Origin of the sequence: Paenibacillus thiaminolyticus (assembly GCF_003591545.1) — a bacterium.
Classification (GTDB): Bacteria; Bacillota; Bacilli; order Paenibacillales; family Paenibacillaceae; genus Paenibacillus_B; species Paenibacillus_B thiaminolyticus_A.
In genome coordinates this window covers 1-24,942 of sequence record NZ_QYZD01000022.1, presented here as the reverse complement: position 1 = coordinate 24,942, position 24,942 = coordinate 1, and the positions used below count along the sequence as shown (strand labels likewise).

Below are 24,942 nucleotides of genomic sequence, written 5' to 3'. Positions count from 1 at the left end.
CTCTACTCGATTTTCCCGAAGGGACGGAACAGAGCGGAGATGCCGCTCTCCTTCCACTTGGCGATGCGATAGCCGAGCCATACGGCGGCGCCGTCATAGATGCTCGTTCCGTCCGTCAATGCCCATTCCGGTTCGGTCCCCCCGGATTCGCCCGCCGTGATGCAGACATAAAAACGGCCGTTATCGACCGTCGGAAATACGATATCGTGCTTCTCGTACCGCTTCGAGCGCTGCCAGCGCTGCGCTCCCCGCGTGTCCTGCACCTCCTGGCCGGACGCGGTCGGGAAGACCGGCTCCATCGCGCCGGAATGCCCGGCTTGAATGCATATATAGACATGGGCGTTATCCGTCTTCGGGATGACATACTCCCCTGTCTTGTAGGAGGTAAGCTCCGTCCATGACGGTGCCGTGCGGCCTGTCCGCGTGTTCACCCAGCCGGCATAATCCCCGATTGCCGGCTCCGCATTCCAGACGATATGCCGCTGCTGCCACGTTCCCGCGACTGGCGGCGCCGTTCCGTAGTCCGGCGAGACCTCATCCAGCTTGGCGAAGTTCTGGCCGAGCTGCTCGATCGTCTCGTAAATCTCATCCGTATAGTCCGGAAGATGCAGCGCTAATTTTTCCGTTGTAGTTGCCATTGTTTCGTCCTCTCTCCTTTCGTTCACCCAATGTCAGACCATCTCGTACCCGAGGCGTAATCGCTCCAGCGCGGTCTCTGCGAATCGAGCAGCAACTCTCCTTGCGGCCCCAGAATCACCGCTTCCCGGATTCCCTGGGCGAAGTCCCGCTCCGCAATGTCCGCCACGGTCTCCTTCCATTCATACCGCGGAGAGTAGTAGACCGGGGAGTAGGAATACGGAGAATCGCATTTAAAGGTCACGTTGATATACCCTTCGGATAATCCGTTATGGATCAGCATCGGCTCGTCGATGACCAGCGCATAGAAGACCCGCTCCGGATCCGAAGAGAAGACCAGCTCCCGGTAATAGCTCTGCTCGGTCAGCCAACGCGCCACTTCGCGAATCCGATCCGAGTTCCATGTTTCTTCGAATGCGCATGAGACCTGGAAGCGCAGCGGTTCTTTGGCGATGTTCTGAAAATAGGGCCGGTCTCGTCCCGCGATGCTGACCTCGCGAATCGAACGCGGGGCCGCGAAGCTCTCCTCCAGCATGCCGGAGCTAATATTGACGTTCCGGATGCCGAAGTCGATGCTGGATACCCCGGCATAGACGAAATAATCCGCGTCTCTAATCGTCATGTTGCCATTCACCTGCCTTTCCTATAATCGATGCCCCCGGGCCCGGAGCGCCGTATCGAGCGATTTCGCGATATCATCCCCGTCCTTCTGCGCGAAGTTCCCCGTAATGGAAATGTGGAAGTTCTGGGTCGGTGCTCCCGCCAGGGCAGGCTGAAGTGCGGGAACGGAAGCGAACGGCCTTTTGATGGAATCGATAATGTTTCTCGTGATATCGACCACCTTCAGCAGATTGAACGAATCGGATTGGTTCAGGATCATCTCTTTTTCATGGGCGAGCAGGAACTTGCCCTGCTTATCGCCCCACGCCGGAGTCATGCCGCCGGATTCGGCGGAGAAGAGCTTTTTCTCCTCACCTGCGCCCGGAAGCATGGTTCCCGAGGTCGTTCCCGGCTGTTTGACCGTGCCTGAAATCGACGGGACTAAGCTCTTCCCATACTGCTCCAGCTCGTCATAATCCTGCTCGAATCCATACTTGATGTTGTCGGCGATCGTCTGGCCAAGCCGTTCGCTAGCCTTGGCTAGCTCCGCGAAGAACGAGTCGTACTTGCCTTTGATTTCGTCCAGCGCCGTGAACACGACGTTCTTGTCATTGCTGAGCAGTTGCTGCTTCAAGTCATAGAAGTACTTTTCATCCTCCAAAATTCCCTTATAATGCTGCTCGGTTTTGCGCTTCTCTTCATCCAGCTTATCTAATTGATTGCGGTGCTTGTTGTCTTCGAGCTCTTTTTCGTTCTCGATGATCTTGCGCCGGTCTTCCAACTGATCGGAGAGGGACTGTTTGCGCAGCTCCCGTTCCCGGTCCAGCTTGAACTTGTCGATCTCCTCGTCTTTGGACTCAAGCTGCTCCTGAAGCTGCTTCTTCTTCGCTTTCGCTTCGAAGGAATCGTCCAAGGCCAGAACGTTGAGCCGATCCTGGATATCCTGCCGCTCCTTCATCAGCTTGCGGAGCTGCGTATCGTAATCCTCCTCCGCATTGGCGCGGTCCAGCCCCTTGAGCTGGGCATTGATATTCTCCTCGGTCTTCTTGAGCTCCGCATCCAGGTGCTTCATCTTCTCATCGTGACGCTTGTTCTCCGTCCGAATCTCTTCCTCGATCGCTTGGGTACGCAGTTCTTTTTCCTGCTGCAGCACTTTTTTCAGGTTGTCAATCACCTTGTTCGCGTTATCGAGCCTTGCTTTTTGTTCCGCTGCCTGATTGTCTGCGATTTGCTTCAGCACGGTGCGCTGGTATTCTTGCAGCGCTTGCCGCTTCGATTCGGCGCGGCGCTTCTCGGCCAACGAGTCCGCGTTAGCTGCCTTGCGCGTCAATTCAGCTATCTGGGATTCGATAGTCCGGCCCGACTCTTCGTAAATGGAGATGATCTGATCATCGATTTCTTTGGCTCTGCGCTGCTTCTCCTCCGTGTCCAGGCTGCCAAGCAGGCTGTTCTCGAATTCGAGTTCCTCGATTCGCTCCTTGTACCCGGCAATCAAGGCTTCGGCTTGCTGTTGACCGGCATGCTCGGCTTCGGCCACGATCTCCTCTTGCTTGCTCCGATCATTGTCCCGCAGCCATTCCAGATAGATCGTGGCGGCCCGTTTCTGCTCCGGCGGCGTCTTGCTGTTCCGGATAAGCTGCTCCGTATCATCGATCTCTCCGCGGATGCGCTTGCCTTCCGTCACCAGCGCGTTCATGTTCTCGGCCGCGTTCTGCGCGGCAAGCCGCTTCTCTTCGGCCGTATTGATATCGCCAAGCAGCGCCAGTTGATGCCTCAGCTTCTCCCTCTTCTTCTCGCTCGGCTGCTGCAGGCTCTCGAAGCGGCGCTTATAGGCATCGGCCAGTTGGATGACGTTCTGATCGATTTTGAGGTCCGTGTCGCCGATATTGCGGGTCAGCTCCATATATTCTTCGACGAACTTCTCATAGTCCGCAGCTGAATAGCCCGTCTTGCTCCCGCGCTTGCCTATCGACTCGAGCCGCGTACGGACATCCCCGACGACTTCGCCATTCTTGACCAGCCCGGCAGATCCGAGCAGGGATGCCAGCTCCGAGTGGCGCGATGACTGCGATTGCCGCAGCTTCCGCAGCGCCTCTCCCATGTCATTGTACAGACCGATCCGTTTTTCCAGGAGCTTGTCGTACTGGCGCCCGGACGCCATTGCCTCTTCCATTTGCTGCTGATTTTTCTCCAGGGACGCATTGACCCGCTGAATCGCTTCCTCGAATGGGTTGAACCGCAAGCTCGGCTGGTAGGAATCCTTCTTGCCGGAAGAAGAGGAGGACGTTCCTTTGCGGCTGACTCCGTAGTAGGCATCATCGAGCAGTGCTTCATATTTTTTGTAAAAGTCTTCTGTATCCTGGATTTTCTGTTTCATTTCATCCAACTGATTGTCTTGGAACTGTTGAACCGGATCCAAGAGGACCTTTGCGCCAGGAACAATACTTGTGATAACGTTCGTTAACTGCTTCGTCGTCTCCCGGTTCTTCTCGACTTCTCCGATTCTCTTTTTGGCATCGGCAAGATCCGTAATGCTGCCCATCTCGATGCCGTAGATGCGAATCCGGCTCTTCGATTCAAAATAAGCGGCCAGCGTCGAACGTTTTTCGTTCTCCAGATCTTCCTTCGCCTTCTTCAGCTTTTCTTCCCGTAATTCTTGAATGCCCTCTTTCTCTAGCTTCCAGCCGTCGGTCGCCTTGCTGATATGCTTTTGCAGCTCCGGATATTGGGCCATCAGATCCAGCATGGCCTCGGTAGACATCGATTGGCCCGCCTCCAGATCGGCCAAAATCTGATTGAACGATTTAAGCTCGTCCTGCGTGCTCTTGATCCGGTTGCGAAGCTCGTCGCTTTCCTGCTTGCCTTTCTGCAAAGAAGAAGTCAGGCCGTCCAGGCCGTCGGCCGCGCCGCCGGCGCCGAGCTTCATTTTGTTGAACTGTTGTTTCAAATCCGTCAATGAGCTTCCGGTGATTTGGATATTCCCGGGCAGCTTGGCGAATAAGTCGACAACGTCTTCGACCTGCTGAATGTCGGCCTTCTGGAAGGCTTGAAAGATCGCGGCGAAGTCACTCTCGCTAATCTCCACCTGATTGGCGGCAGCCCAGGAGGCCAGCACATCGGTCAAAAAGCGCGTATGCTCGTTCAGTTCCTCCCCTTTGGATTCGAAGGCGTCGACATAGGACTGGAGCCGCCCGTTGATCGCGTTCTCCGCCGTGCTGACCGCTTCCGTAAATTCGGTGTTGGAGGCTTCCCATTTCTCGCGTGCTTTCTTTACTTCCGTGGCGAGCTGTTCACCCATCACCTGAATCGCTGTGGCATGATTCGGATTATTCGGATCAAGACCGATACCCGAGTAGACATTCGAGGAAAAATAACCGTTGGCGTTGCTCATCGGAATTTTGTGATCTCTGTTTTTCAAAAACTCCTCATACTTTTGCGATCTTTCGTTAAGCTCCTGCTCCGCCTTTTCCCTCTTCGTTGACGCCTTCTCGATTTTGCGATCGATTTTGGATTTCTGGCTTTCGTATTCCAGCTGCGCCTTCTCCCGCTCGATCCGGACCTCTTCCTGGAGAAACGCGATCCGCTGCCGAATCAGCTCATTGTTCTGCTCGTACGCGTCGGCACTCCCTTCCAGCGACTTCACGCTGATGCCGAACTGGGACTGTAGCGTACTCTCGATCTGTGCGAGACGCGTCTTCGTCTCGATCGTTTGTTCCTCGCTTGCGGCCAAGCGCTCATACTCGGCGGCCAGCGTCTTCAGATGACCAGCCTGCGCGGCGGATGCATTCATGCGCTCCAGGGATTGGCTAACCTCCTCCGCGCCCTCTCCCGCATCGCCGAATAGCCCGATCAGTTCGGATACGCCCCAAGAGATCAGGCCAACCAACGCTCCTATACCTGTACTGATCATCAAGCTTTTAAAGGCTCTGCCCAACATTTTAGTTGCAGCAGCCAGTCCTCTCAGTCCGGTAGCCGCCGTAGCCGACGCCGGAGCAATACCGAGAAGACCGGCCGCTGTCTGGGAGATGCTCCCGATGAAGGATGCAATCGCCGTACGGACCACTTTTACCGTTGCCGCCATCGTCCCGAGCAGTAGCGGCAGCGTACCGATTCGCTCCGCGAGCCAGACGAACGCCTGTCCCAGCGCTGTTGCGGCGCTGATTAGCGCGATAAGCGAGTCGCTGATGAAAGCCTCGCCCATCGTGAGCGCCAGCTCCTGCCACGCGGTCCGCATATTCGCGAGCCGTGCCTCCAGCGACTGCATATGTGTCTCATTATCCCTCATTGCCGCGCCTTCGGAATAGAGCGCTGCGTTCGCCGCATCCAGCGCCACCGAATAATTGGCCATCAAGGCCATGAAGCGGTGCATATGATCCTTGCCGGCGATCGTCTGCGCGATAAAGCGCTGCGTCCCTTCCGAGAGCTGATTCCATTTGCCGGCCAACTCCTCCACAATCTTCGAGGTCGATTTCATCGCCCCTGACGTATCCTGCAGCGACACCCCCGCCTCCTGCAGTGCGACCGCAGAGGAATCGGCCTTCATAATGCCCTCATATATCGTTTCCAGGCTGCTGCCGATGACGGCGCCCGATTCCTGCGTAATGCTGCCGATGGCGGCGGCATGCCCGATCAGCTCTTCCATGCTGACGCCATAGGATCGCGCCGCTGCGCCGGCTTCGGTCAAGGAGAGCGCCAAGTCCCGCGTTGAGACGGCGTAGGCTTGATCGACCGCCTTGAGCGAATCGAGGATCGTCATGCTTCGGCTTGCCTCGATCTGGAAAGCGGACATGGCGGCGGTCAGCGCGGCGATCGCTTCATCTCCGCTTAAGCCCGAAATATTCCGGGCCAATTGCACCGTCTCCGTCAGCGCCATGACCTGCTGTTCATTCCAGCCGGAACGGGCCAGTCCGTGCATCGTATTGAGAACATCGTCCAGCGAGCGGCCCAATTCGCCCGCCAGCGTGACGGAGCGGTCCAGCATGCGGTCGAAGTTGGTATCCGCGTCCATTTCCCGCCGGAGAGCGGCCATTTTGGAATCAACCTCGATAACCGTCTGCACCGCCTGCCGTGCCCCTTCGATCGGGGCATTCACCAGTTGTTTCGCTACATTCTCAAGCACAGATTGTTTCACTTTTTTGAGATTGTTGGCGAAGCTGTTCTGCCGTGGCGCAGACGAGTCAGGCTGTGAGCTTGAAGAATCGGCCGCTCCGCCCTCGGCCGCTTTTTGATTGGCCTCCTCGATCTGATCGCCCAGCTTTTTATAGCTGTCGATCGCATCCTTGACTGCCTCGTTCTGCTTCACGATGGCCGTGCTGCACTCCTTGAGCGATTGGAGCACGGCGGGATCGATGCCGGCTCGCAGTTGAAGCCTTTGGAGCGACGGGCTTTTTTCCAATTCCCTAATCGCTTTATTGATCGCCTTGGTCGAGCTCCTCATATCGAGCGACGCCGACAGCCGCAACGTTACATCATTCACGCTCTTCCCCACTCCTTTCTGTCCATGCCAAAAAAGAGCGGTTCGTCCCGCTCCTTTGGGCACATTTTCTGAAGATTCTCTCTCCGTCTTGTCCCGCTTCCCTCTCGGTTCTCTTCCGCCTTATTTCTTCGGCTCGTCTTCCTCAAGGGGCTTCGACAGCACATACCGAATCTCATACATCGCATCCTGCTCGGCGAACCCCTCGACTGTCGTCCGGTTCAAAAACTGCAGCAAATTTTTCACCATATGATCCGATAATTCATACTTGGCCATCTTATTTCTCCCCCTTTGTTCCGTATGCCGATGCCCGGGAGGATGACCGCGTTAACGGGGATGCCGCTTCCGGCTTCAAGTCTCCCGCGCTTGCCGTAGTCTCCTTGCCTGCCTGATCTGCGCTGCGTGACTTGCTGTGCTTGCCCGCCTTCTCTTCCGTCCCTGCTCTATAGGCTGCCTTATCAGTCTTCTCTGCCTTCCCTGCCTTATCTGTCTTACCTGACTTCTCTGTCTTACCTCTTTTATCTGTCTTCGTCTTGCCTGTCTTATCGGCCTTCCCTGCCGTGCCTGCCTTGCCGACCGCCTTAATTGCCTTGACTGGCTTGCCCGCCTCGTCTGCGGCGTCCGCTCCTTTCGCCTTGGCTAGCTCCGCTTCCATTGCCCGGTTGAACATCTGCAGCGCGTCATTCAGCTCGCCATACAGCGCGGCCAGCTCCTCCCGGTCGAAGGCTTCGAGGATGCACTCGGTGTAGCCGCCGTCATGCAGCACATGCAGCATTTCCATATAATCGTCGAGGGTCGCGGCATCCGTTACGAGCGAGGTGAAATGCTTGATCGCGAGCATCGTCTGCAGCCCGAGCAGCATGCCCGCATCCAGCGGCTTATTTTGCTCCAGCGCCTCCGTCAAGACGCGGAAAAGCTCCTTCTTCACCTCGTTTTTCAGGGATGGACGAAACCGTACATCGACATCCAGCTTCTGATTTTCCCCGAATTCAACCCGCTTCTTCTCCTTGAACCGGTCCTTCATCTCTTTTTTCACTTGCTTGATTGATAAATTTTTCATGGCGCTCATATCGCTTCTCTCCTTTTCGCTGGTAGAATAATTGATATCAAAAACTCTGACTCCGGCCAGAGTTTCTCAATCCAAGCATTCTCCATGGAAAAGGGGGAGTGCCGCCACTCCCCCCGCAGAATATACAATCGATTATTCCTCGTAAATGATCATGTCCGCCAACGTATCCGTTCCATTTACCTTCACCGGGAAGATATCGAAGGTCAGCGTAAGCGAGCTCGGATCGCCTGTCGGGCTCATCGCCAAGGTGAAGTTCGGCTGCAGCTTCGCCTTGTAATACGTCATCTGCATCGGCACCATCTCGCCGGCCGCTTCATCCGCATAGAGCGTGTCGCCCACAATCTTCACGTATTTCGGGAAGCCCTTGGCCGTGAAGGAGAGCTTGTTCGCGGAAGCCGATTGGAATTGGTAGTAGACTTCGACTTCCTCGCCTGCCGCTACGGTCGCTTTGTCCGACAAGGCGATTTCACTGCCGGTGACGGTTTTCACTTCTTGCGCCGCCCCTTTGACGCCATTGGTGAAGGCGAATACCGACACGGCCGTGCTGCCGCCCTGCGGAGCTTTGTTCAGCTTTACTTTGTTGCCGCCGGAGCCATCCTCCTGAACGGTGATCACTTCCCGCTTATAAATGGTCTGCGGGCCAGTCACAATCTCTTCTCCCGCCAGGAGCGCAAGATGCTCCATCGTGAAGATTTGCGTCTCGATAGTCAGCGTCGCTCCCTTTTCCCCATTCCACGCAATGCGCTTCGGGTTGCCGTTGCCGCCGCGGGCATAGACCGTCTCCGACGTCCATTCATTAGTGGCCGATGTGGCATAATCCATATACATGATCGGTTCATTCGTCGCATAGTCGATAACCTGCGTATTCAAAATCGCTCTAGATCCGTAACGTCCTTGTTCCATAAATCGTTTCCTCCTCGTCATTGAAGCCCGCGCTTCATCCATGCTTGTTCTGATTTACAATTTCCTTTTACAATTTGCTTCTTGTCATCCATTCCGGCAGCGATTCATCGCGGCCCAAATATCCATTCGCCCATACCTTCAGCAAACGGGTATGGCGCTCGCGCACATTCAAGCGCTCAAAATGCTCATACACCTGATAAACCGTCAATTCACCCACATTAAAAATATGGATGCCATTGCCCTCCGCATGGCAGAGAATAGACAAAATATCCTTCAGATGAAGCGTATTGTCGTTATCCCGGGCATACTTCGCCTTGAAGTGCTGAAGCTTGCCGTACAGCTCCTTCGCCTTGTCGTTCTTGAAGCGAACCGGCGCCGTCTCGGCAGCCGCAATGCCGTTCACCAGCTTCACGGCGCGAACGACGTCCCGGTAATTCTGCCTATCGATAATCGCCTCGTCGCTTACGAAGGCTTGAACGTCCTCATCATAGACGAACTCGCTTCTCGTAAAAAAATGCAGCGCATCGCAAAGACTGCTATAAAGCGCCGGTATCGAGCAGAGCAGCAGGAAATCATCCTCCGCTTCGAGCTGCGCCCAATCGTCATCATCTACCGAGAATAGCCGCCTTACAACCTCCTCCTTGTCGAAGGTCGCCAGCAAAAGATACAAATTGTACAGCGGCTCGCCTATCTCGCCGATCTGATCGACCGTGGGCGAATAGACGCTCACCTTGCCGGCCGCAACCGGCTTCCCGAGAAAACAACGCAGCCGTTCCGTCATCGTTCCATATCTGCACTCCTCTCTAGCCCCATGCATCGGGGAATGGTCGGGGGAGCGGCCGCTCCTGTCCGGTTGCCTTGTTAAGCCAAGGTCCGGCGATGATCCCCTGTACTATAGCTAGTGTCTGAATTCAAACCTGTTTTGCCTGTTTTTTGTGCGTCCTTCTTATATAAGCAAGAATATTTGATCAATTGATTGACATGATGCTGGTTCTCCTTGAGATACTGCCTGAAAATCGTCCCGACCCGCTCCATGATTCGCTTTTTCTGCTGCGCCGTCAGAATCGAGAGCGGAGCATCATGATGCACGATCTCGGCCACCTGCCCCCAATAGGTCGCCAGCTTCTGCTGCAGCAGCCGGTTCAACGATCCGTACCGCTGGTTCAACCAATTTTCCACAACCCACTCATAGGGAGAATCATCGAAGCTGTAATCCCGCTTGAAAAAGTCAATCTCCTCGTCATCCTCGTCCAGATTATCCTTCAACCAATTGACGAAGATCTGGAACAGCAGCGGGTATGCTTTCGTCTCCTCGCCGATGCTGTGGTACACGGTCATATATTCATTGATTTTTTGCGGCAAAGGAACTCGCTTGACGAAGCGGTATTCCTTCCATTTCAAGTACGCCTTGCGAATCGTCTCTTTAATCGCGAGCTCATATTTGCGCACCATCTCCGCCGAGATGCGCCATTGGTACACGCTATCGAGCTCCGCCGCAATTTGCTTGTACGGCAGCTTGTCCTGCCGCTCGAAGCTCCGGCCCCGATCCGCACCCGCAGGTTTATACTCGATATTGCTTTTGATCAAAATGTAGGGATACACCCGCAGCTGCTTCTCCGTCAGCAGCGCCTCAATCTCGATTTCCCGCAAAAATTTGGCGAAGCTGCTTTCTCCCCGGATTTGCTGAAATCTTGCAAAAGCATACGTATCATAAGGAGAGTACGCCTTGTCTTCCAGATCCTTGCTGTTCCCCGCCGCCTCGCCATCCTCGAAGCTCCGTTCCCGGCGATCCGGCTCCTGCTCATTGCCCGGAATGATCTTGCCGAAGCTCTTCTCCGTGAACCGCTCCAACGAGTACTTCACATGATGATAGAGCCGGGCCCGGAGCTGGGATTCCGTGTACAGCAGGTTCCTGTTATTTTCGAGAAATTCGATCACGCATTCCACGAAATATCCTGTCATCTCATCGGATCCGAAATATTTCATATATTTGCGTTGAATCGAGTTGTACATCTTGCGCACTACGCTATGCTTGATGTCCAGCCGGACCTGCACCCCTTGCTTTTGATGAAGGATGGTTTGGACAAAAATCCGCTTCAGCGCCGACTCCTTGCTTCCCGCCTGATATTCGGCCACAATGAACGCGAGATCGCGCTCTTGACGAAGACAAGGTTCATGCTTCCGGAATTGGTCATCCATCCAGCACTGGAATCGCTGCGGCAGCGCCTCAACGTCTGTCACCGCCCGCGCGGCCTGCTTTTCCAGGAACAGGAGCAAATATTCCATGAAGCGGATATCGATCTCATCGCGCTCCATACCGGCGTATTGCTGCCTTATCGCTTGCAGCACCTCCTGCACATCTTCCAGCTCGAACCGTATGACGCGATTGCGCTCGGAGACCATTCCATTCAGCACCGCCTTGTTGCCGCGACGATATTCTTCCTGCAGCCATTTCAAATTCCGTAGTTCCATCGCTCTCAACCCCTTTCTTTCTATCGTAAAGCTCTTTTCGGGATCGAACTTAAACGGGAACGATAGATTTGTTATTATTATTTAACAGAAATATTTAACGTTATTTTTAATAACCTTATAACGCTTTTTGTCGGATTTCGGGTATACTATACCTATACGCGTATGTGTGTGAGCAGAAAGGAGGGAAATCGTATGAATCATTACTCGGATGATGTGAAAAAACGGCTGAAGCGGATTGAAGGACAAGTGCGCGGAGTGCTGCGCCTGATGGAAGAGGGAAAACCGTGCAAGGAGGTCGTCAGCCAGCTGTCGGCTGTGCGGAACGCATCGGACAAGGCGTTGGCCCAGATCGTGGCCGATAATCTGCAGCACTGCCTGCTGGAGGAGCAGGCCTTAGGCGGAGATACGGGGAAGATGGTGAAGGAAGCGGTCGAGCTGCTGGTCAAGAGCCGATAACGAAAGGGAGGGCATGGCTGCCGCTCCCTTTCTTCTTGCGCTGATCCGCTGTACGTGCACTGAACGCGAAATATCACTTGAAAATAAAACGCACTTCTTATGAATGCAGGGATGATTCTACGACCTGACTAATATGTTCGTACATTTCCAGATACAGATCCCGCAGCTGGTCATGGGCCTGCACCGCCTCCAGCACGATCTCGTCGAGCTGCCGCTGAATGGTCCAATAGGCGCTGGCGGGGTTGCCTTCGCGTAGCGGGTCCAGAATGCAATTGAATTCAGGGAGCGCCCGGAACCATTGCTCCCTTCTCGCGGCAAGCTGATCCGCTTCCTCGTCAACCCGCGGCAGGTCATCAAGGTTCAGAAATACTCCCTGCCGATCCAACATCAGGTCGCCAGCCGGGAGAGAGAGCTCGCAATGGGCGACCAACTGCATTCCGGATGAATCTCCACCGTCCTCCTTGTCACATTTCAGCACGACCAGCCGGAAGCCGTCCGCTTCCCATGCTCCCAACGGCACCGTCACCTGATCCGCTCCGGACACGGCCTGAAAGCCATAGACTTCGCGCACTGTGACCGACCGATCCGGGATGACGGTCAACTGCAGCGGCTCCCCCGCTCCTCGAATGGCCGGGCTGCCGAATGACATCTCATGTCCCCTGGCCCAGATGAGAATGATCATAAAAAAAGTGCGGGTCCGCCCCATAGACACATGTTCGCCGCTGCATACGATGCGCATAGAAGGGTTGACTGACAAGTCGCATTCCTCTTTTCATCTCATAATATTTGAAAATTTAAAGAATTAGAATGAATACGCATATTTTTCTATTATGGACCATTCTCCCTGTATAGTCACCCTTATTTTCCCCGGCTGCGGGAAGCGCCCGGAAACGCCGAACAAAGCGCTCATAAAACGAAGCACAGAACAATTTATAAAGGCAATTGAAGCTCTATCCTTCTCGTATCTCATGATCAAATGTTTATTGACTTAGTGGCAAATTATGTATACACTATAGAAAAGCAAACATTTAAGATATAAAAAAATAAGAGAAGGGCTATCCCATAAGTCGGTTCGACTTAGAGACGCCCTTTTATTGCGTCAGATCGTCTAAGCTACTTCCTGTTCACCGTCATTTATCCAGTCTTTACCTTCAATTACACGACTTACAACCATTGCAGTTCCTACATCTCCTGTGGCATTAATTGCAGTTGCCGGAGCATCAGTGATTGTTCCGATGAGTACCATAATTGGAATCGCAACTTCTGGAAAACCAAATGCAGAGACGATGAAAATTTCTCCAACGTATCCGCCACCTGGTATAGCACCCATTACACAAGAAGCGACAACCGAAACCATAATTGCAGTAATCAAATTTCCTGGTTCTAAAATATTTATATTAAAAATACTACACATAAAGACAATTTTTAATATTTGAATCAACACAGCTCCATCTTTATGCAAGTTTGCTCCCATAGGAATTGTGATATTAGCAATATCATCGGGAACACCAATTTTTTTGGCCGCGATAAAATTTGACGGAATCGCCGCTGCACTTGAACAAGTTCCTAATGAGGTCAATGTCGAAGGAATGATATTTTTCCAAAAGAGGGACACGCCTTTTTTTCCTCCGCCAATATATGCGAACAACATGCTAGAGATAAAGTAGTAACCAACAGATGCAATGAGGAAAATAATAATTGCCCGAGATAATGGTCCAGCAATTTCTGAGCCATACTCTCCAATTAATGTTGCAAAGAACGCTCCTAAACCAATCGGCGCTAGATACATGACATAGCTGACAATTTTTATAACAACTGCAGTAGCTCCTTCAAAAAGCTTGACTACAGGTTTTGCTTTTTCACCAGCTGACACTGTAGCGAGTCCACATATGATAGAGAAAACAATTAATGCCATTAAATTTTGCCGAGACCATAATAAAGGAAAATCTTCTACTGTAAACATACCTAAGAAATTCATACTGCTAGACGCGTCAACAGCTTCGTTCATAACAATGTTGGTACCCTTAGCCGGGTCAAATATAACACAAACGATTAGCATATAAATCGCTGCGATAATTCCTGTAAAGATAAATAAGGAAAACATGATTCCTAAAATTTTTCCAAGTTTCTTTGTGCTTTCCATATTCGCAATGGCAGACACTAAAGAGACAAAAATTAATGGGACAACACAGCAAAATAGTAAATTTAAGAATAAGTTAGCTATAGGGGAAAAAATCTGAGCTTTTTCCCCCATTATTGCACCAGCGATTGAACCAATGAACATACACCCTAGTAGGATTAGTGAAAATTTGTAGTTTTTTAATATCCTCATTAGTCATTACTCCTAACATTCAAGTTTTTTTAGTTCAGTAATGACGCGTTGCGTGCCTAATTCTACAAGTTTCGGATCAGTAGCCATATTTAAACGAACAAATCCTTTACATTTATCACTAAACCACTCACCAAAATCAATAGCTAAGCCGCATTTATCTTGGATAAACTCCTTCGTGTCTTCACAATTTACATACGGCCTTAAATCAATCCAAGCTAAATATGTTCCTTCTAATTCTGTTACAATCGCTTTTGGTGCATGTTTTTCCAATTCATTTTTTAAATAATTGAAATTATGACGAATGACCTCGAGTAAACTTTCTACCCACTCTTCTCCATGTGTATAAGCTGCTTCAGCAGCAATTTGGCCCATAAGACTCTTTTCTGTTTGATTAATAGTCTTAATCCCTTGATCATATTTTTCACGAATTTTTTCATCAGGAATAATCGTGTGTGCATTTAATAAACATGCTAAATTGAATGTTTTAGATGGTGCAGTGACAACTAATAAATTATCACAATATGTTCGATTTTTCACATTCAGAGCAGAAATAAATTTTCGTTTTCCTAACATAATATCTTGATGAATCTCATCAGCTATCACAAATACATGATGTTTTTTACAGATTTCGAGAACTGCTTCTAATTCTTCTTCAGACCATACACGGCCTACAGGATTATGAGGGGAGCATAGGATAAATAATTTCACATTGTTTTCTACAATTTGTTTTTCAAAATCATCGAAATCAATACGATATTTTCCCTCTTCATTAATTAGTTCAGAACGCACTAATTTGCGATTGGTATCTTTGATAGCATTATGGAATGGATAATATACGGGAGTAATAATGATGACCGCATCTTCTTCTTCAGTAAAAATGTTCACCAAATTATAAAGCTCTTGAACAACACCAGTTGAAAAACGAATCCACTCTTTTTCCAGATGGATGCCATGACGTTTTTGCTGCCAATTGAAATAAGCTTCATAATAAGAATCAGGTGTTACCGAGTATCCAAAAACTCCATGCTCTGCTCGTTCTACTAAAGCTTCTGAAACAGCTTTAGGAGCCTTAAATTCCATGTCGGCCACCCACATTGCGACTAAGTTAGGATCTCCAAACCGCTCCTCCAATGCATCCCACTTTAAACAGCGTGTATTTCTACGCTCTACACTATACATGTCTACGAATTTTTGCATTTCCATTATTTTTCCCCCTCCAAAATAGCCATTGCTTCAATTTCTACTAACGCATCCATAGGCAACTTTGCTACTTCAACAGTTGTTCGGGCAGGACATTGCATTCCTTTGAAAAATTCGTCATATACTTCATTCATTTCCGCAAAATCATCCATATGTTGCAAATAAACAGTAGTTTTAACAATGTCTTTTATCTGACCACCCCCTTCTTCCAAAATATTTTTAATATTGGTAAGTGAGCGGTAAGTCTGTTCCTTTACTGAAGCGCTTTCAATTATTCCGACATCGGCATTTATCGGAAGTTGACCAGATGTAACTATCATGTTATTGAACTTGACACCTTGTACATAAGGTCCTATCGCTTCAGGTGCTTTTTTCGTATTTATTCTTTTCACAATTTCCTCTCCTTTTGTTTAATCATTAATATATCCTGATCAAATTGTAGATCAATAATTTTTTACAGTCAATATATTTTATTCTCATAACAATAATTTTTTATTACAAGGAATAAATTGGCACTACTTCGTAAACTTTATATCATATAAACGCATATAAGCGATTTCAATAAATGTTAAGGAAGCTTATTTCATATATTTTTTACAAAAAAGTGCGAAAAATCAGTCGAAACAGAAATTACTTGCCTAGATAATAAATTTTTACTACAATGTTAATGAAGAAATGGGAGGATATTATGAATAACAAATTAGAAAAATATATTCCTATTGTTGATTTTTTAGCTGAAATTCTTGGTAGGAATAGTGAAGTTGTTCTTCATGATCTGAGCAACTTAAATCATTCTATCGTCGCAATTAGAAACAATCATATCTCAAATCGCCAAGTAGGTGCCCCAGCCACCGACCTAGTGTTAAAAATATTGAAAGAAAATAAACACCAAGACAGACATTTCATCTCAAATTACCACGGGAAAACAGCTGGAAATAAAGCTCTAAAATCCTCGACTTTTTTTATTCGTGAAAAAGGCGAATTAATTGGAATGATTTGTGTTAATACTGACGAATCCTTAATAAATAACTTAGAAAAGATTGTTGAAGACATCGTTTATTCATACAACAAAACGAATAGTAAAACCCAAAATATTCATGATGAAAACATAGAGTCGGAAAACTTGTCTCATTCGATTGAAGAAATGACCCGACAAATAATCCATGAGATTACGGAGGAAAAAGGAGTTAAGATTGAATACTTAAAACAAGAAGATAAATTAGAGATAATCCGCGACTTAAACAATCGTGGTGTTTTTCTTTTAAAAGGGGCTGTTCCTGAGATTGCTAATATTATGAAAACTTCTGAATCTAGCATCTATCGTTATCTTCAAATTATTAAACGAGAAGAAGCTTCAACGAATTGAAGAGACAATTCAGCGAGCGTATTCTTTTTCATAGAGACACCTTTCTTGAGTTTGTTTTCGGTAAACTACATTCTACAAGAAAGGTGTTCTTTACTTCAAGCAGGCGCATATGGAAATTCTAAGTAAAATGCAATTCTCAAGCGATCAAGTCTGGACTTTAAACCGCAACAGCATTCGCGTACGGCGCCCAGAGAATTACAGCGCATTATTTACTTATCCGTACTCCCTCTTTCGGCGTTCCTTATCACAATTACTCCCTGCACCGCTGCTCCAAAACACGTACATCATCTAGCTCACCGCTGCACCTACACTCACCGACGCACCAGCAAGACGCCCGCAACACGGCTCAGCCAAGCGCATAAGTTCCGTTATACGCACAAAAACCGGGAGCCCTCGGCTCCCGGCTTGTCCCGCGCCAGCTGCGGGTTCTCCGCCGCTGGCTGCACATTCGCCCACGCTGGCACCTGCGCCAACTGCAGACTTGCTCGCACCAGCACCTTCGCAAGCTACCAACTTGCTTGCACCATCACCTGCGCTAGCTACAGATTCGTCCGCGCCACCGCGCGCCGATGCCGCCCCTGCCGCACATACGCGAGCTGCGGCAGACAGATGCCCGCGAAGATCAACGCGATCCCCGCCCATTGTAGCCAGCTCACCTGCTCCTGCAGCACGATGACGGACATGATGACGGCGGCGGGCAGCTCGGCCGCGCCCAGAATCGTGCCGAGGCCAGGGCCAATCTTCGGCACGCCTAGGCCGAAGAAGACCCCGGGAACGAGCACGCCCAGCAGCCCCATGACGAGGCCGTATTTCCACAAGCCGGACACAAGCGCGCCATCGGCGAGGAAGGTGGGCGGGAACACGAGGAACAGGCTGGCCGCCGCTCCGGTGGTCAGCGACAAGCTCTTGTTCAAAATGGGCATATCGGTCGCGACACGCCCGTTCACCATAATATAGAAGGCGAATGATACGGCGGAGATCAGCCCGAAGATCGCGCCCTTCGCCGTTATGCCGGACAAGCCGTGGTCGGCGAGTCCCCCCGCAAGCACCGTGCCAACGAGCAGAATCAGGACGGAGAAGAGCTTGGCCCGATCCGGCCACGTCCGGTTGAGAAGCGCCTCCATCAAGACGCCGATCCATGTGAATTGGAACAGGAACACGACGGCGATGGAAGCGGGCAACTGTTCGACCGCGATCCCGTATGAAATGGAGGTGCAACTGACCGACAAGCCGCAAGCGAGCAGCACCATCACCTGCTTCCCGCTCACACGCCGCCGGGAGAACAGAAGTGCGGCGGAAGCCAGAAGCAGCCAGCCGAAGAAATACTGGCTCCCGATAATCTGGGGCACGGTGTAGCCCTCGCCTATCCCGAGCTTCATAACCGAGGATAAGGTTCCATAGCTGCAAGCCCCAATGAAGACTAGCAGCGCATAACGAAATAATTTCATAGTCTATTACGCTCCCTTCTTGGTGAAAAATCCGTATATCCACGCAAAAAACCCCCTGTCGCTTGACAGGGGGCGAACGAAACCAGATGCGCTCACGAAGCGGTAACCCGTGCACGCACCCGCAAAATTTCGCCGCTCAATCCATTGGACTGAGTTTGGTTGCTGAAGCCGAACGTTTCTGCACGTTTATTGTAAAGAGCACAAAGGACAATGTCAATCCTTTGGGAGCCGATCCGGCAGCTTGCTTCCATCCGCTTCTGCTATAATGAGGCTTTGCTCGGCGAATAGAAACGGCCATGCCGGCCAACTGCCGTGTTGAACCGGATCCGTGGGCAACACAATCACAGCCGCTTCGGACCGCCGTACAGACAGGAATGGGTTAATTACATTATATGGAATCCCGTTTAAGAAAGAGCGCTTTCATCGTAGATTAGGTCGTATCGGGCAAAATGAGAAGTTGATAGAATGGTGGCAACGCTTACAACTAGGAGGTCTCAATCAATGAAAACTAGATTCATGAAAGGGGCAGCCATCGCCCTGGCGGCCATCATGCTGCTGGCCGGATGCTCCAGCCGCGCGGGAGATACGGCAACCGACACCGAACCGGCCAAAAAGAACACTTCGGCATCTACGAAAATCACCGTCGACAGCAGCGTGAACGATCCGGTTGTGCAACGCACGTACAAAGACATCGTGGCCGCATTCGAGGAAGAAAATCCGGACATCGAAGTCGACCTGCTGGAGCAATTGAATATTCCCGTCCCGTCCACATTCGACGAGCTGATGGCGGCAGCCGATAAGATCGTGAAGGAGACGAACGGCGAGACGGTGCCTTTCCCCTTCTCCGGCATCGACGATTGGACGATCGGCCAGTACTTCGATCTGATGGCGACCCCGCTCCTCATCAGCCCGGTTCAGAATGAGAAGAAAGCGCTCCTGAACGGAACCTTCGACTGGACGAAATGGACGCCGCTCCCGGAAAAATTCCAGGAGATGAACAAGAAGGGCTATATCAATAAAGATGTCATTACGGCAAGCTCTTTCCCCATCGACGCAGTGGATTATTTTAACCGGATTCTCAGACTTCGACAGCGCGCGCGAATCGGTCAAGCTGGGAGCAGCCGATTACTTGCTGAAGCCGTCCAGCGCCAAGGAATTGGAACAGGCGCTGCTGCGGGTCGCCGGGATCGCGCGGGAGCAGCGGAGCCTGCTCCATAAGCAGTTCGAGAGCAACTTGAACGCAGCCTTCTCGGGCTGGGTCGATCCTCACTTGTCATGCCACGATCCGTTTATCGAGCAGGCGCAATATATGGGCATCTCGTTCGCGATCGACAGCAGCCTGAAGGAGCAGGAGAAGGCCTTCCATCAGCAGTACTTCTCCCGGCTGCGCCTGAAGATGGAAGCGGCCGTGTCCGAATCCTTCTATCCGGCGCTGTTCCTGCTCCCCCATGGCCATATGGCTCTTATCGGCGCCTGGCTGCCGGAGCGGGAGCAGGAAGGAAGCCGCGCGATGCGCAGGCTGCTTCGCGAGCTGGAGCAAGAGGCGCAGACGGGCTGCGGCCCGTTAGCCGCCGTGTCCGTGATGCTGTTCTCTACGGGAATATGCGCCTCGCTGCAGGAGCTGCGGCACGAGTTGAACGAATGTGCCCGGTGCGCGGCCGGTACCGCGATCGGGAGCGGCCGGTGCTCGTCAACAATTGGGAAGCCACCTATTTCGACTTCACCGCCGGCAAAATCGAAGCGTTGGCCGGCTGCGCCGCTGAACTGGGAATCGAGCTGCTCGTGCTGGACGACGGCTGGTTCCGGAAGCGGAATGATGACCACAGCTCTCTGTGGCCGTCCCTAACCATCAGATCGGGCGCATTACCTCCCTGGAGATGAGAGGACATGTGGCCATGTCGGGGAACTACGGCTATGAGCTTGACCTGACGAAGTTCACGGAGGCGGAGAAGACCGAGGTCAAGGAGCAGGTGGCATTCTACAAATCGGTGCGCGCCCTCGTGCAGCACGGGGACATGTACCGCCTCTCCAGTCCGTTCACCAGCCCCGTGACGGCATGGATGTTCGTCTCCGCGGATCGCAAGGAGGCGCTGCTCGGCCATTTCCGCGTACTCGCCGGGCCGAACCCGGCGATCGGCCGCATCAAGCTGCGAGGTCTTTGTCCGGATGCGATGTACCGCCTGGAACAGACCGGCCGCATTTACGGCGGCGATGAACTCATGTATGCGGGAATTTATGTGCCGCAGATGGATCATGATTTCTGCAGCATCCTGTACCGCTTTACCGCTGTGTAAGTGATAGACCGCCTCTTTGCCCCGCAACGGCAGAGGCGGCGGTTGCGTTTGACGCTCACTCGATTAAGGCCGGTTCCTTCCCTTTCTCTAGCCTCTCCAAGTAGTTCCTTCCAACCTGTCTTGTCTTTTATGGTAAAATACAGAGAGACTAAATGAACAGAACAGGAGTAAGCCCATGTTAGCCATCATCTATGACCTGGAAATGACCGTTAAGCGGAAAAAAGGGGAATTCGCGGAGATTATCGAGATCGGTGCGGTAAAAGTGGCGGAGCAGGACGGCAAGGCCGCCATCGTCGACACGTTCCAAGCCTTCGTCAAGCCGACGCTCTCCCCCAAGCTGTCGCAGGATACGGTCAATTTCACGGGCATCCGCCAGGAAGACGTCAACGCTTCTCCCGTCCTGCAGGATGTGCTGGATCAATTCGTCGCCTGGATCGATACCAAGGATTACGCGCTCTGCTCCTGGGGACCGGACGACAAAGCCCAATTCCTGAAGGAATGCCGCATGAAGCGCATCCCGCTCCACTGGCTGCGCAACCACAACAATTTGCAGAAGCCGGTGTCCCTGGTCATGAACCGGGGGAGCCACCAGCAGGTCGGACTGAAGACGGCGCTGGACACGCTGCAGGTTCCGTTCGTCGGCACGCAGCACCGGGCGCTCGATGACGCATACAATACAGCGCTCATCTATATCCGTATGATCGATCATGTTCAGCTTCAACGGAATGAAGTTCAGGAGCATCCGAGCTACGAGAGCGCGGTGGTCTATCGGGACGAGCCGGAAGACGATACGGACGCGAATCCGTTCGCGGCGCTCGCCCGGCTGCAGCTGCCGAAGGAGTGAGCCGGGGCGAATCGCCGGGCACGGGCGGCCGAACGAACCGGATCGTTCCGCCCCCGCCCTGGCTGTCTGCTCTTTGCACGCCGCTTGTCGCTGATCCAGGCGAACGGAATGCCCAACAGGAGCAGCCAGCAGGAGATGACGAAGGTACGGCTGAAGGGACATTAAGAGCGCCAGCAATAGCCCTCCCCCGCCGAGAAGCAGCCTAATCTGCAGAGAATCCCAACCGTATTCACTTGCTTGAATCAGACCGTACGTCAGACAGAACATCGCATCGGTGATAGCCAGCGTCCCAGCATAGTCGATGCGCCGGCCTGAAGTCGGATCATACGACTCCTTAATGAAGACAAGCGTCAACAGCATACAGATGAGACCCAGCGGCACATTGACATAGAAAATCCACTGCCAAATCAGCTTCGACATGATTGCGGCTTATTTGCTCGGGGTGAAGGAGTAGAGCCGCTCGTTCCCGGCTCCTCATTCTCCAGGCACAAGCAAGAACCGCCCGGCATCAGCCGGACGGTTCCTTGTCTCCGGGACGTAGGTCCCGCATATATCAGCTATCCTTATGCGTTATTGAATTCATCCGGATTCGGACCGACGCGCTTATCCTGATTCAATCCGTTGATATCGGCCATTTCTTCTTCCGTAAGCTCGAAGTCGAATACATCGAAGTTTTCCCGGATGCGCGATGGGGTGACCGATTTCGGAATAACAATGTTGCCCTTCTGCAAATGCCAGCGAATCACCGTCTGCGCAGGCGTCTTCCCATGCCGGCCCGCAATCGCCCCGATCGTCTCGTTCGTCAAAATATCGCCGCCCTGCATCAGCGGGCTCCAAGCCTCCAACACAATCTCGTTGCGCGTGCAGAATTCCCGCAGCTCGTTCTGCGCCAGGCGCGGATGGCATTCCACCTGGTTGACGGTCGGCTTCACGCTGCACTCCTGCAAAATCCGCTCCAGATGCGGAATATGGAAGTTCGATACGCCAATCGCCCGCACGCGGCCGTCGGCATACAATTTTTCCAACGCCTTGTATGTATCGACATACTTATCATTCGCAGGCACCGGCCAATGAATCAGATACAGGTCGACATAGTCAGTGCCCAGCTTATTCAGACTGGTATCGAACGCCCGCAGCGTCTCGTCGTAGCCTTGATCGGAATTCCATACTTTGGTCGTCAGGAAAATATCTTCACGCTTCACGCCGGACTCGCGCATTCCCTCGCCTACGCCTTCTTCATTCTGATAGATCGCTGCCGTATCAATGAGGCGGTAACCAGTCTCCAGCGCCGTCTTGACCGATTCTTTGACTTGCTGCCCTTCTTCTACGCGCCATACCCCCAGGCCAAGCTGCGGCATGCGCACACCATTATTCAAAGTAACGATCACGTTAACAACCTCCTCATGTAGTAAAAGTGATTCCTGCAGATACTGCGCGATGGCGCTTTCTCTATCTAGTATAGCCCCTTGCCGCGCCCCAGATCAAACGCTGCCGCCAATCCCCGACGGCGCCGCATTCCACCTATCCGTCCTGCCTGCCCCCGGACAAGCCTGCGCAGAAGAATAGCCGCATCCATAGGAAGCGGCCTGGACTCACGATTACGCCTCATCCTCCACGCGTGGCGTGAAGCCCGGATATTGATAGGTCAACGGCTCATCGAAGGTTGCAAAATCGAAATTGACCATCAGCATAACGATGCGCTGCCCTGTATTCGGGTCGCTGATGATGATATGATCGCGTCCCGCTGCCTCCAGCCTGCCGCGGAACACCTTCGCGTTCCATTGGGAGTTGTTCTCGTAGGTCATGTAAAAAGTGCCGATTTTGCCCAGGTTCAGCCGGAAAATGTTTTCGATGTAGGATTGCTCAAAGAGCTGGGGCGGCCTCGGCACGACCGTTCCGGTTGGCGTCATCGGGCTGCCGCTTGGCACCGCTGGCGGAATGGCAGCGCCCTGCACCTGCTGCGGCATCATGTACCCGGATGGCGTCGGGGCAGCCATATATGGGGTCGGTGTCGGAGGGGCCATACATTTCGACCCACCCCAAGATCCGCCCCAAGTACCGCCCCAAGATTGCGGCTGAGATGCCATTGGGTTGGAAGATCCATACGTGGAATAGCTGTAACTCATCTTACACTCTCTCCTTTTCAGCCTTTACGGCTTATTCTTTGTTGTGTCACAAGCGATGGTCATGCTGAACAGCTACTGCAGGATGGAGACTTACCGGTACACATCCGGACAATCGTCGCCAGACGGGGCAAAGAAGCAATGGGCCTTAAACCGCCCGGAATTCGGCTGATTGTACCAGGTGGCCGGACATTCTCCCTCCGGACGGAAGAACCACAGCGCGTAATTAGCCGGCCAAGTACGCTCCCCATTGATTGCCCGTCTGGCCAGTCGGATTTCGGAATCACGCGCCCTTTGATAGAAATAACTTTTCTGTGTCGACTCGAATCCTCCTGGACTCTGATAGACCATATCCCTCACATTCCGCACTTCAGTAAAATCAAGACAATCCACTAAAATGCGATTCACTCCGACATTGCCAACCATCAGCATGCCGAGTTCTCCTTCCCCTTCCGCTTCTGCCCGCAACAGCTGAGCCAGCAGCCTCACGTCTCCGGAGTTTGCTTTGATGACCGCCATCTTCGTCCACTCCCCTCCTTTCTTTCGATATCCTTATCATATGTGCAGGCGCCTATTTGGTGACAACGGACAATGACGGGGAAGCAGAAAAGGACCGGCTCTCGCAAGAGCCGGTCTGGTATGACCTCTATGAATCCTATGATCCAGATACAAATCGGTTTCTCTTCGTTACACGGAAGCGTACAAACGTGCTACGCTTTCTTCTGCCACGCGCTTGGCGTTCTCCAGCAATTCTTCGGCACGGTCCGGAACGGCGTTCATGCCTTCCACGACAATGTTCTCATATTCCGTAATTCCGATGAATCCCATAACCGCCTTCAGATACGAATTCGCGAACTGGAACGCCTGAGCCGGTCCTTCGGAATAGAAGCCTCCGCGCGCTTCGATATGCACGACGCGTTTGCCTTGCAGCAGGCCTTGAGGCCCTTCTGCCGTATACTTGAACGTACGGCCAGCAATAATTACGTTATCGATATATGCTTTCAGCATCGTTGGATAGCTCAGGTTCCACATTGGCGTAATGAACACGATCAGGTCGGCGGCAAGGAATTGCTCCAGAATCTCGTTCATGCGGCCGAGCACTTCCGTTTGCTGCGGAGTCAGCGCTTCGCCATTCGCAGCTTTGCCCCAGCTGTCCAGCACGCTGCCGTCAATGAGAGGAATCGTATCTTCATACAGATTAACGCGTTCGATAGCAACGTCACCCTTCGCTTGCAGCGCAGCCAAATAATGCTCGCCCAGACGGAGTCCATAGGACATTTCCGTCGGTTTTGGATTGGAATTAACAACCAATACTTTTTTCATTCGTCTTTCACCTCTGTGTCAAATTTGCTATCAATGATCGAGTTGTTGATGTTGACTCAGCACTGTCGCTCATTTAATAACATGAACTTACTTTATGTAAGTATAATAACGAATGTTACTTACGAATGTCAAGCTATATTTTTATTGCGAATTTGAAAATAGAAAGGCGGCCCCAGAGAGCCGCCGTGTAATTACCCCAATTGATTCTCGGACTGAACGCTTTGCACAAGCTCCGCCGTGCTGGATGCAGAGCCGCTGGAAGACAGCGACGAAGTGATGCTTTGCGTTTGGCCGCTTGGCTGGAAGCTGCTTGGCACTACATTCTGCTGCGCGCCATGCGTTTGCGCGGTAATGCTTTGCGTTTGGCCGCTTGGCTGGAAGTTGCTTGGCACTACATTCTGCT

At 52.0% G+C, this 24,942-nt stretch carries 24 protein-coding genes and 1 pseudogene; 5 read left to right on the top strand and 20 right to left on the bottom strand.

Annotated elements, in window-relative coordinates:
• Positions 1 to 2 precede the first annotated feature (2 nt).
• The 8 genes from DQX05_RS20665 to DQX05_RS20635 form a co-directional block, all read right to left on the bottom strand.
• Positions 3 to 638, bottom strand: coding sequence for a hypothetical protein (locus DQX05_RS20665; RefSeq protein WP_119795374.1), 636 nt, complete (start codon positions 636 to 638; stop codon positions 3 to 5).
• 23 nt (positions 639 to 661) lie between these two features.
• Positions 662 to 1,258, bottom strand: coding sequence for a distal tail protein Dit (locus DQX05_RS20660; RefSeq protein ID WP_119795373.1), 597 nt, complete (start codon positions 1,256 to 1,258; stop codon positions 662 to 664).
• Between the two features lie 21 nt (positions 1,259 to 1,279).
• Positions 1,280 to 6,712: a phage tail tape measure protein gene (locus tag DQX05_RS20655; RefSeq protein ID WP_119795372.1), complete on the bottom strand. Its 5,433-nt coding sequence runs from the start codon at positions 6,710 to 6,712 to the stop codon at positions 1,280 to 1,282.
• Positions 6,713 to 6,832: 120 nt separating this feature from the next.
• Positions 6,833 to 6,985, bottom strand: a complete 153-nt coding sequence (locus DQX05_RS30965; protein ID WP_182914840.1) for a hypothetical protein — start codon at positions 6,983 to 6,985, stop codon at positions 6,833 to 6,835.
• 1 nt (position 6,986) lies between these two features.
• Positions 6,987 to 7,778 (bottom strand): hypothetical protein, encoded by a 792-nt coding sequence (locus tag DQX05_RS20650; RefSeq protein WP_119795371.1) that lies wholly within the window; start codon positions 7,776 to 7,778, stop codon positions 6,987 to 6,989.
• Positions 7,779 to 7,910: 132 nt separating this feature from the next.
• Complete coding sequence (locus DQX05_RS20645) at positions 7,911 to 8,681, bottom strand: hypothetical protein (protein WP_119795370.1); 771 nt, start codon at positions 8,679 to 8,681, stop codon at positions 7,911 to 7,913.
• A 67-nt stretch (positions 8,682 to 8,748) separates the two neighbouring features.
• On the bottom strand, positions 8,749 to 9,462 hold the full coding sequence (locus DQX05_RS20640) for a hypothetical protein (protein WP_119795369.1): 714 nt from the start codon (positions 9,460 to 9,462) through the stop codon (positions 8,749 to 8,751).
• An 80-nt stretch (positions 9,463 to 9,542) separates the two neighbouring features.
• Entirely contained in the window at positions 9,543 to 11,153 is a 1,611-nt protein-coding gene (locus tag DQX05_RS20635) for a hypothetical protein (RefSeq protein WP_119795368.1), read from the bottom strand.
• Between the two features lie 192 nt (positions 11,154 to 11,345).
• Between DQX05_RS20635 and DQX05_RS20630 the strand changes: the two genes are divergently transcribed.
• The gene (locus tag DQX05_RS20630; protein ID WP_119795367.1) at positions 11,346 to 11,609 is read left to right on the top strand and encodes a metal-sensitive transcriptional regulator; all 264 of its coding nucleotides are present in this window, start codon (positions 11,346 to 11,348) and stop codon (positions 11,607 to 11,609) included.
• Between the two features lie 97 nt (positions 11,610 to 11,706).
• Here DQX05_RS20630 and DQX05_RS20625 read toward each other — a convergent pair whose 3' ends face one another.
• The 4 genes from DQX05_RS20625 to DQX05_RS20610 form a co-directional block, all read right to left on the bottom strand.
• A complete protein-coding gene (locus tag DQX05_RS20625; RefSeq protein ID WP_119795366.1) occupies positions 11,707 to 12,366 on the bottom strand; it encodes a topoisomerase II in 660 nt (219 codons plus the stop codon).
• Between the two features lie 351 nt (positions 12,367 to 12,717).
• Positions 12,718 to 13,941, bottom strand: coding sequence for a dicarboxylate/amino acid:cation symporter (locus tag DQX05_RS20620; protein WP_119795365.1), 1,224 nt, complete (start codon positions 13,939 to 13,941; stop codon positions 12,718 to 12,720).
• Between the two features lie 12 nt (positions 13,942 to 13,953).
• Positions 13,954 to 15,144, bottom strand: a complete 1,191-nt coding sequence (locus DQX05_RS20615) for a MalY/PatB family protein (RefSeq protein WP_119795364.1) — start codon at positions 15,142 to 15,144, stop codon at positions 13,954 to 13,956.
• Complete coding sequence (locus tag DQX05_RS20610) at positions 15,144 to 15,533, bottom strand: Rid family detoxifying hydrolase (RefSeq protein ID WP_119795363.1); 390 nt, start codon at positions 15,531 to 15,533, stop codon at positions 15,144 to 15,146. Before DQX05_RS20610 ends, DQX05_RS20615 begins: the two co-directional genes overlap by 1 nt.
• 296 nt (positions 15,534 to 15,829) lie before the next feature.
• Here DQX05_RS20610 and DQX05_RS20605 point away from each other — a divergent pair, with 296 nt between their 5' ends.
• On the top strand, positions 15,830 to 16,507 hold the full coding sequence (locus DQX05_RS20605; protein ID WP_182914839.1) for a helix-turn-helix transcriptional regulator: 678 nt from the start codon (positions 15,830 to 15,832) through the stop codon (positions 16,505 to 16,507).
• 368 nt (positions 16,508 to 16,875) lie between these two features.
• Here DQX05_RS20605 and DQX05_RS32405 read toward each other — a convergent pair whose 3' ends face one another.
• Positions 16,876 to 17,004: a hypothetical protein gene (locus DQX05_RS32405; protein ID WP_259392147.1), complete on the bottom strand. Its 129-nt coding sequence runs from the start codon at positions 17,002 to 17,004 to the stop codon at positions 16,876 to 16,878.
• Between the two features lie 42 nt (positions 17,005 to 17,046).
• Positions 17,047 to 17,955 (bottom strand): EamA family transporter, encoded by a 909-nt coding sequence (locus tag DQX05_RS20600; protein WP_119795361.1) that lies wholly within the window; start codon positions 17,953 to 17,955, stop codon positions 17,047 to 17,049.
• Positions 17,956 to 18,456: 501 nt separating this feature from the next.
• On the opposite strand from DQX05_RS20600, the gene DQX05_RS20595 reads away from it, so the two are divergent.
• Entirely contained in the window at positions 18,457 to 19,173 is a 717-nt protein-coding gene (locus DQX05_RS20595; RefSeq protein ID WP_259392146.1) for an extracellular solute-binding protein, read from the top strand.
• A 55-nt stretch (positions 19,174 to 19,228) separates the two neighbouring features.
• Here DQX05_RS20595 and DQX05_RS33265 read toward each other — a convergent pair whose 3' ends face one another.
• The gene (locus DQX05_RS33265; protein WP_397335789.1) at positions 19,229 to 19,495 is read right to left on the bottom strand and encodes a hypothetical protein; all 267 of its coding nucleotides are present in this window, start codon (positions 19,493 to 19,495) and stop codon (positions 19,229 to 19,231) included.
• Between the two features lie 98 nt (positions 19,496 to 19,593).
• On the opposite strand from DQX05_RS33265, the pseudogene DQX05_RS20585 reads away from it, so the two are divergent.
• Positions 19,594 to 20,249: pseudogene (locus DQX05_RS20585) on the top strand (GH36 C-terminal domain-containing protein); the annotation flags it as partial.
• Between the two features lie 175 nt (positions 20,250 to 20,424).
• A complete protein-coding gene (locus tag DQX05_RS20580; protein WP_119795360.1) occupies positions 20,425 to 21,093 on the top strand; it encodes a 3'-5' exonuclease in 669 nt (222 codons plus the stop codon).
• A 563-nt stretch (positions 21,094 to 21,656) separates the two neighbouring features.
• Here DQX05_RS20580 and DQX05_RS20570 read toward each other — a convergent pair.
• The 5 genes from DQX05_RS20570 to DQX05_RS20550 form a co-directional block, all read right to left on the bottom strand.
• Positions 21,657 to 22,481, bottom strand: coding sequence for an aldo/keto reductase (locus tag DQX05_RS20570; RefSeq protein WP_119795359.1), 825 nt, complete (start codon positions 22,479 to 22,481; stop codon positions 21,657 to 21,659).
• 210 nt (positions 22,482 to 22,691) lie between these two features.
• On the bottom strand, positions 22,692 to 23,090 hold the full coding sequence (gene gerQ, locus DQX05_RS20565; protein ID WP_259392154.1) for a spore coat protein GerQ: 399 nt from the start codon (positions 23,088 to 23,090) through the stop codon (positions 22,692 to 22,694).
• A gap of 219 nt (positions 23,091 to 23,309) precedes the next feature.
• Positions 23,310 to 23,735 carry a cell wall hydrolase gene (locus DQX05_RS20560; RefSeq protein WP_119795357.1) on the bottom strand — a complete coding sequence of 142 codons (426 nt, stop codon included), beginning with the start codon at positions 23,733 to 23,735 and terminating at the stop codon, positions 23,310 to 23,312.
• Positions 23,736 to 23,903: 168 nt separating this feature from the next.
• The gene (locus DQX05_RS20555) at positions 23,904 to 24,539 is read right to left on the bottom strand and encodes an FMN-dependent NADH-azoreductase (RefSeq protein ID WP_119795356.1); all 636 of its coding nucleotides are present in this window, start codon (positions 24,537 to 24,539) and stop codon (positions 23,904 to 23,906) included.
• A gap of 191 nt (positions 24,540 to 24,730) precedes the next feature.
• Positions 24,731 to 24,942: hypothetical protein (locus DQX05_RS20550; RefSeq protein ID WP_220483223.1), on the bottom strand; the 212-nt coding region annotated here is incomplete at its 5' end.